The sequence below is a fragment of the Candidatus Cloacimonadota bacterium genome (assembly GCA_034661015.1).
GTDB lineage: Bacteria > Cloacimonadota > Cloacimonadia > JGIOTU-2 > JGIOTU-2 > JAYEKN01.
Genome location: JAYEKN010000184.1, coordinates 4,697 through 13,054 on the forward strand (window position 1 = coordinate 4,697; position 8,358 = coordinate 13,054).

Consider the following 8,358-nt stretch of genomic DNA (forward strand, 5'->3'; position numbering starts at 1 on the left):
GTTTTTGATTTTTTTTCTTTGTGGTCGTTGTGTTTAGTAATCATTCGGGTGCGTTATCTTCTTCAATTTAGTAAAAAGATTTACCACAAAAAACACGGAAAGACACGAAAAATGTTTTTGATTTTTTATCACTTTGTGGCCTTTGTGGCCTTTGTGGTTTTTGTGTTTAGTGATCATTTGGGTGCGTTATCTCTTCAATTTAGTAAAAAGATTTACCACGAAAAACACGGAAAGACACGAAAAGTGTTGTTGATTTTTTTCCTTTGTGGTCTTATGCTTTTGTGAAGTAAAAAAATGGTGCCGAGACGCGGAATTGAACCACGGACACAGGGATTTTCAGTCCCCTGCTCTACCGACTGAGCTATCCCGGCACACAAAAATTTATTCACTCTTTTTTTAAGTGTTTAAATCACTGTCAAGTTTCGCAACTTGAACATCCTTATTAGCAACTCAAGAAGCAATTCCTAAAAAGACGCTCCCACACCCAATCTGAACGTGTTATATTTGCTGATCGAGTAATCCGCCATAAGATCAAAAATGAGTAATTTCAAGCGAGTCCCCAGCGTAATTTTCATATTACTTTCGGTTTCAATATCAAATTTAATTTCATCAATACCTGGAATAGCCCCGGCATAATCATATTTCGCTGTCAGGGTTGAATTTTCTACACCCACACCGCCATAAACGGTTAAAGGTACAACCACCAAACTTTTGCTGGCGTGAACATTGAAATAGGTCGTATTCATTTCAATATAATCTCCAAGAGAAAATTGTTGGTATGTTCCTTGAACAGCGATTGCAACTGGACATAAGGGGATGAATTTGCTTACCTGATTTTTTATTCCCAAACCCCAGTAAGTAAATTTTCCAATATCTTTACTGATTTCAACTTCCGGGAAAAACCGTATTTCAACATCTATTCCAGAAGGTAAACCAATATGAGCCTGAGGTACGAGAAACGGAAATGTGGATAAATTTATGCCATCCGGTAAGGTTAAATATGTTCCGGGAATCACACCGTGAAAGGTGCCACCTTTATCTCCAAAAACTGTTGCCGATTCGATTTCATTTTCTTCATACAGCGATGTATCTGGGCTACTTGCGGTAAAAGTCTTAGCATCATCGGGAATAATGGTAATCATCGGATTGACGCAAAAGCCAAAATGCATCATTCCACCTTTTGCAACGCTAAACCAACCGGTATTCATACTTGTGGTCAGAACTTCCGCAAAAGGTTCTAAGTATTTCTTACCGTTTGTTTCTCCAAATTTTTCCAAATCATCCAACAAATCTGCGGATAAGATCGCTGTTATCCAAATTGAAAAAACAATAAACAAAACAACATATTTTTTTAGCATATCATTTCCTCCGAAATATTTTATTTGAAATATCTTTTTTTTTATTGAACTTTTCTGTCAAGTTCCTTGTGGTTGTTGGGTCTCTCCACCACCTTTATTAAAATTATTGACACGAAAACCAACTTTCCCCAATTGGTGAAACATAGAAAGGAAAAATTATTATGAAAAAAATTGTAGCAATTATAACACTTCTTTGTTTCATTACTTTAGCAAACGCAGGAACCCTATTTGTTGGGCTAGAGGGTTCAGCTCCTCCCACTTATTCATCAGATTTGAACGGATTCCCAGCTGTCAGTTGGATTCCTCACTACTCTTTTGATGTAAGCGGTGCTGCAGCTACCCCCAACGGAACCCTATTCATCGGTGAAGGAGCGTTTACAACCCACCTCTATGAAGCTACCTTGAATTCACCACCTCAGCAAATTTGTACTATTAGTGAAGATATGAGCAGCCTTGCTTATGGCCGAGACACCCTTTGGGGTTATTCAAATTATGCCGATCCAAAAGGGATTTACAGCATTGACACCGCCACAGGAACAGCTACCTTGGCATTGGATGTTTACACAGGTAATGGCTTTCGGTTCTTTGCTCTTGATTATAATCCTGCAGACGATCTCTTTTACGGTTACACGGAATATGGATCTTCCGGTCTTTATTCCATAAATATCGATACCGGAGAAATGATTCAACTGGCAGGATCAATTCCTGCAACTAACGGGCAGGGACGAGGAATGGCTGTTGGCAACAATACTGTATATTTAACCGCGACACGAGGAGACGATGGTATTCCTTATTTTGCTTATGATATTGCTCAGGGTGCCGGAGGTGTATGGGTAGAATTTAACAATCCTTATCCGGCTTACCATTCAACTGGAGGGGCAGCTTGGATACCCGACCCAATCCAAACCATCCAAATAGAGGGACATGTGGTGGGTAGTGATCAATTGGAGATAGGTTTGGCAAACTGTGAGGTTACGCTTACCGGTGAGGATAATTATCAGGCAGTAACAGATTTTAATGGCAACTTCGTCTTCCCGGAAGTTATTCAAAATGAAGTTTATATTTTGGAAATTAGCCACGAAGGTTATGAAATTCACACGGATACGGTTGAAGTCGAAACAGATGATATAGATCTGGGTACAATCATTCTCAATGAAATCGCATTTCCAGCCGGTAATGTTATTGCTGTTGTGAATGTTGAAAACACAGAAGTTTCATTAACCTGGAGCCCACCTGTTACTACAGTTCGTGATTTGGAATGCTATGATGTTTTACGTTTCTTAGAAATTAATAACCAAAATCCCGAACAATGGGAATTGATCTCTATTATAATTGGTGATACTTCATTTGTTGACATTTCTTGGGAACAATTAGAACCTGAAATCTATCAATACGCGATTGTGGCACAATACACAAATGGCATTACTGCAGAGGCAGCTTTTTCTAATTCCGTAGAAAAAATTACCATTAGCACCGGTAACAATTCACAGCAAATTTTTACAAAATTCCAAAAGATATATCCCAATCCTACCAATTCCTCAGTTTACATCTGTTATTCTCTGGCCGATAAAAAACAAATAGATATTTCTATTTACAACATTAAAGGGCAGTTGGTCAATACACTTATCTGCGAAATGCAAAATAGCGGAAATTATACTATTAACTGGAACGGAACCGATGGGGACAATACGATACAGCCAGCCGGAATTTATTTTATTAATCTTGAAGCAAATGGTAAAAATATAGAAACTGAAAAAGTCTTGTTGTTGAAGCCTTAAAAAATTGTCAAAGTTGTTTTGTATTTGGGAAAATGTTCAAATGAAAATTTGAAATTGTTGTAGTGCATCCCAAAGATATTGAGAAAAAACTGGAGTTCAGCCAGCTCCTTCCCGGCTGGGCTTCAGTTTTTCACACTAACTTCACATTCTGACAGTCTGATCATTTTGAATTATCTTTATTCTGTGTTCTTAGTACTTTCTGCCTGTAAAGGCGAATGCTAGCGAAGTCTGGTGGTCAATATTTTTCTACCGCATCAAAATTATTTTCTTCCCTTAAGTTTACCCAACCTGAAGATCTCTTCATCCGAAAAGCAATGCGTAAGGAACAAAATGTTTAGGCAAAATCAGCAATTCTTCTTGGTATTTTTCCCTATTCGCTGAACAGATTAGAAAAAAACGGGTAAATTGACAGAATTCAATCACTTCAACAATCGTAACCAACATGAAAATACTTATAATTCGTTTTAGTTCGCTTGGTGATATAATTCTAACCACACCAATATTGAAGATGTTGCGGCGACAATATCCGACCGATACAATTCATTTTTTAACGAAACAACAATTTGTTCCTATTCTCGAAAATAATCCTAATATAAACCTAACTATTCCATATAATAAAGATGAAGAGACAATTTTTGTTCTTGCAAAGAAAGTTCGTGAAGCAAATTATGATTTGATAATTGACTTGCAGGCAAAGTTGAACACATTTTTTATAAAATTGTTTAACCGTAAAAGCACAAAACTTACTTATAAAAAAGAGCATCTTCATCGTTGGTTCCTTACAAAAAAACTTTTTGCGAGTCATTTTGAACCCGTTGATTCAACCGTAAATCTATATGCTTCGGTTTTGAAAAAATTAAATATTGAATTGGAATCAATCCAAACTGAAATATTTCTTACTCCACTTAACTCGAAAATCACTGTTCGAGAAGAATCCAAGGATACAAAAAAAATCGTCATTGCTCCCGGAGCAAAACATTTTACAAAACAATATCCACCGGAATATTACTCTGAACTTATCACTATGCTGAAAAATGAATTCAAGTTGGATGTGATCCTGATCGGAAACAAAAACGAAATCACTCTTTCACAACGAATCAGCAACGAATGTGAACACCAACTGATTGACTTAACGGGGAAAACTGATCTGCAAGAATTATTTGATATTATCAATCAAGCAGATTTATTTATCAGCGGAGATACCGGTCCCATGCATATCGCAGCTGCTTTGCAAAAACCACAGATTGCCATATTCGGCTCGACTCATCCCAATCTCGGATTTAGTCCGATCAACGAAAATGCGATAATAATGCAGAGAGATCTTGAATGCCGTCCATGCAGTTTGCATGGCTCCGCAAAATGTCCTAAAAAACATTTTAAATGTATGAAAGATTTGAAACCAGATGAAATATTTGCTCAAATACAAACAATATTATAAGGTGAAAAAATGAAAAACGCACGTCCTCTTTGGAATGAATATTTTATGAAAATCGCCCAACTTGTCTCCACCCGATCCACTTGCTTAAGGAGAAAAGTTGGGGCTGTAATCGTGAGAGACAATCAAATATTAGCAACCGGATATAACGGTGCTCCCAAGGGTGTACCTCATTGTGCCGAAACCGGTTGCCTAAGAGAAAAATTGCATATCCCTTCAGGTGAAAGGCATGAGATCTGCCGCGGTGTTCATGCCGAGCAAAACGCCATTATTCAGGCTGCCGTGAATGGAGTCTCCATAAGAAACGCAACTATTTACTGCACCCACCAGCCTTGTTCCATCTGTGCAAAAATGATAATAAATGCAGAAATAGAAGCGATTGTCATCGGTGAAGAATATCCCGACGCTCTTGCTCGAGAAATGATATCAAACACGAATATCATGATGGTTCATTTCGATATGGAAACAAAGGCAATAAAACGATTGATCTAATGTTCCAATTTAAATTAGAAACATTTCTTTTCAGAGCGGTCTTCAATTTTATCAGAATTTTTCCACTTCGCATTGCTTATCTTTTTAGTAATTTCCTCATCTTTGTTTATTTGAATTTTGTTAAAACGCGTTTGCATACGGTTGAATCAAATCTACATAAATCATTTCCGCAGAAATCTCCGGAAGAGATCAAAAAACTGACCAAACAGGTCATTATGCATTTTGGCAGAGTTGCGGTTGAATTCTGCTGGTTCTCATACAAAAGTTTGGATGAAAAATTAAAGGTTTTCGAAATGCAGGGATTTGAAAATGTAGAAAAAGCATTGGAAAAAGGTAAGGGCATTATTCTCTTTATGGGGCATTTCGGCAATTGGGAAATGGCTGCCCAAATATTATCTCAGAAGACAGAAAAAATGAACGCAGTAGCAAAACAGCAAAAAAATCAATATTTTGACGATTTTATAACACACCTAAGGGAGTTTAACAAAATCAGCATGATTCCCAAAAAATTTGCTCTGCGTGGTATTATAAAAGCTCTCACAAAAAATAATATAATCTTCATGCTTGGTGACCAAAATGGAGGAAAAGGCGGAATCCCTGCAGAATTTTTTGGAAGGAATGCACCCACAAATCCGGGCACTGCAAAAATAAGTTTGAAGTTCGACTGCCCAATCGTTTTCTCAACCTGCCTTCGTCAGCCAAACCGGAAATATATTTTTAAATTCGAGCAACCCATCTATCCCAAGAGAACTCAATCACTTGATCGGGATGTTAGCAAATACACACAATTGTTAACTTCAAAGTTGGAAGATAAAATTCGTGAAAATCCCGAGCAATGGTTTTGGTTTCATCGAAGATGGAAGCAGTAAATCAAAGTTGGGTTTTTCGCTCCCCGATGAAATCCCAGTGAAAAAAAATAAAAGAATTTCAGCAGGTCAGCAGGTCAGCAATTCAGCAGGTCAGCGTGTCAGCATTTCATCAGAAAATCAAATTAGTTTATTGATTAATTTGACAAAAATATAAGGGGATGTAAAAAGCAGCACGGTAATAAAAATGAAAAAGAATTCTATTAGATTTTCGGAAGAATATTTGCAAACTTTGAAATTAAAAAACTATAGCGAACCAACGATTAAAACTTACGGTTTGCATTTTCAAAGATTCTTGAAATATTATTATGGGATTAAGCTGAAAGCAATTATTTACGAACAAATACGACTTTCGGAAGTTGTTAATCTTAAAATTGCCGATATTGATTCCGAGAGAATGCTTATTGTAATAAAAGGAGGAAAAGGCAAAAAAGACCGAATTACAATATTATCAGAAGAGTTGTTAACTCTTTTAAGAAAGTATTTTAAAGAATACAAACCAAAAGTGTGGTTGTTTGAAAATTATGATGGTAAAAATATTTCAACAAGATTCGTACAGAAAATATTCCACATTGCCTATGGAAATACAAAGATAATAAAGAAAGCAACTGTCCACACACTAAGACATTCTTTTGCCACTCATCTACTTGAAAATGGTGAGGATATAAGGAAAATTCAAAAACTTCTAGGTCATAAAAATTTAAAAACAACCGAGATTTATACTCATGTAACGCTAAAAGGAATGAAGGGAATTAAAAGCCCCCTAGATGATCTAAACTTAGTTATTAACGATGAACATTAAAAGTTATGACGAACCTCTAAAACGGAGTTATCACGAACCTTTTATGGTAACTATAGTAGGTTATACGAACCTTTTTGTGTTGCGTGGATATATGTGTTATGGGAAATATAATTAAAGCTAAATCCATTAAAATGGAGAAGCAATAAAAACTGGAGGAAAGTATGAAGAAAATGAAGTATGTTGTTTATTTGTTTTTAATTGTTCTGCTGTTTTCAGGTTGTGCAACTATTCAACCAAAATTTGAGGATTCAAATCAATTGTTTATTGAAAAAACAGTAGATAACATTGATTTGGGAAACACGATGAAAAGCAAAATCCCTTCTGGGAGTAAAGTGGCTCTTGTCTCACTTGAAAAAGATGTTACTCTTGATAAGCCAATAATTGCATTAATCGAAGATCAATTAATTCAATCTTTAGTTAATTCAGGTTTTAAAGTTCTTGAACGTGATAAAAATGCTATTGAGAATTTAATAAAAGAAAGTAATAGTAGCAATAACTACTCTATGATACAGAACAATAGTGAATTACTAAACTCTAAGAATGTTGATATTGAAATCAGTGATCTAACATTTTCACCAATTAATCTAAAGCAAACCGAAATTGAAGCAGCTGACTATCTAATAAACTATCGAATACTTGAATGTGGTATTATCTATCGTGATTTTGATACGGAAAAAGATATTCGAGAAGGACTGGTTAGATTACACATAAGAGTACAAAAAACAAATAATGGGGAAATCCTTTCTGCACAAAATCTCGATGGTAAAAATGAAGATAAAATAGAAAAAGAACTTGTTCCACAACTTGCAGATTTTCATTATTCTTATTTCCCTTATGATTATCCTCTTCAACCCAAACAAAGAAAAGAAGAAATTATTAAACCGAAAAAAGCTACATCATCAAATGGATATTTCTATTTTGCACCTAATGCTGGTTTAGGATTTGGTTATAGAGAAGGATTTGCTTTTGGAGGTACAATAGGTTGGGGAAGCAATACTTTTGGTAGAATTGGAGCTAACTTCTTAGGTGTTATTGATAATGAGACATATAATATTACATTACAATATGAAAAGCCCATTTCAGCTGGAAGTATGCTAAATATTACACCAAAATTTGGTTTAGGATCAATCAGTGATTCATACAGAAAATATGATGATGGGTGGAATAATTATTCTTACAGAAGAGATGTAGCTGGTTTTGGTTTGGTCTTTGGTGGTGCTCTAGAATTCAATATTGCAAAACCATTTATCATAAAAATTGGTTATGATTGGTTTTTGGGTCTGGGTGAAGAAGAATCGACAAATGGTGCATTAATTACTACTTTTGGATTTAAGATTTAGAGTATAATTTGGGAGTGTGATATTATTTTACACTCCCTTTTGATTTCCCATAACATAAGCACCTGCGGTAGGGCTGATTGGTTTGCTTTCGGCTTGAATCTCACGATTCAAACCTTGACTTGTTTGCCTTGGGCGGATTCTTCCGAATCCGCAGCGTGCTCAAACATTAGCGGAAATTCGTATTAGCTTTAAAACAAAAAGAAAAATAAGATGTTTGAAAAGTCAATTTATTTTTTTAAGTAAAATTTGACTATTTTAGTTTAAATAAAAAAATCTCTTCAATAAAA

The 8,358-nt window shown here is 35.6% G+C and carries 8 protein-coding genes and 1 tRNA gene; 7 read left to right on the forward strand and 2 right to left on the reverse strand.

The window, feature by feature from the left end; genetic code table 11:
- Positions 1 to 285 (forward strand): hypothetical protein (locus U9P79_07000; protein MEA2104370.1); only part of this gene is annotated, 285 nt, incomplete at its 5' end.
- 10 nt (positions 286 to 295) lie between these two features.
- On the opposite strand, the gene U9P79_07005 is transcribed toward U9P79_07000, so the two are convergent.
- Both U9P79_07005 and U9P79_07010 read right to left on the reverse strand, forming a co-directional pair.
- Positions 296 to 371, reverse strand: a tRNA-Phe gene (locus U9P79_07005).
- 93 nt (positions 372 to 464) lie between these two features.
- Positions 465 to 1,358, reverse strand: coding sequence for a DUF6588 family protein (locus U9P79_07010; protein ID MEA2104371.1), 894 nt, complete (start codon positions 1,356 to 1,358; stop codon positions 465 to 467).
- A 161-nt stretch (positions 1,359 to 1,519) separates the two neighbouring features.
- Here U9P79_07010 and U9P79_07015 point away from each other — a divergent pair, with 161 nt between their 5' ends.
- The 6 genes from U9P79_07015 to U9P79_07040 all read left to right on the forward strand — a co-directional run bounded on the left by U9P79_07015 (position 1,520) and on the right by U9P79_07040 (position 8,071).
- Entirely contained in the window at positions 1,520 to 3,136 is a 1,617-nt protein-coding gene (locus U9P79_07015) for a T9SS type A sorting domain-containing protein (GenBank protein MEA2104372.1), read from the forward strand.
- 442 nt (positions 3,137 to 3,578) lie between these two features.
- Positions 3,579 to 4,574, forward strand: coding sequence for a lipopolysaccharide heptosyltransferase II (gene waaF / locus U9P79_07020; protein ID MEA2104373.1), 996 nt, complete (start codon positions 3,579 to 3,581; stop codon positions 4,572 to 4,574).
- A 9-nt stretch (positions 4,575 to 4,583) separates the two neighbouring features.
- A complete protein-coding gene (locus U9P79_07025) occupies positions 4,584 to 5,063 on the forward strand; it encodes a cytidine/deoxycytidylate deaminase family protein (GenBank protein ID MEA2104374.1) in 480 nt (159 codons plus the stop codon).
- Positions 5,063 to 5,932 carry a lysophospholipid acyltransferase family protein gene (locus U9P79_07030; GenBank protein MEA2104375.1) on the forward strand — a complete coding sequence of 290 codons (870 nt, stop codon included), beginning with the start codon at positions 5,063 to 5,065 and terminating at the stop codon, positions 5,930 to 5,932. Before U9P79_07025 ends, U9P79_07030 begins: the two co-directional genes overlap by 1 nt.
- Before the next feature lie 184 nt (positions 5,933 to 6,116).
- Positions 6,117 to 6,731: a tyrosine-type recombinase/integrase gene (locus U9P79_07035; GenBank protein MEA2104376.1), complete on the forward strand. Its 615-nt coding sequence runs from the start codon at positions 6,117 to 6,119 to the stop codon at positions 6,729 to 6,731.
- A gap of 161 nt (positions 6,732 to 6,892) precedes the next feature.
- Entirely contained in the window at positions 6,893 to 8,071 is a 1,179-nt protein-coding gene (locus tag U9P79_07040; protein MEA2104377.1) for a hypothetical protein, read from the forward strand.
- Positions 8,072 to 8,358: the final 287 nt, after the last annotated feature.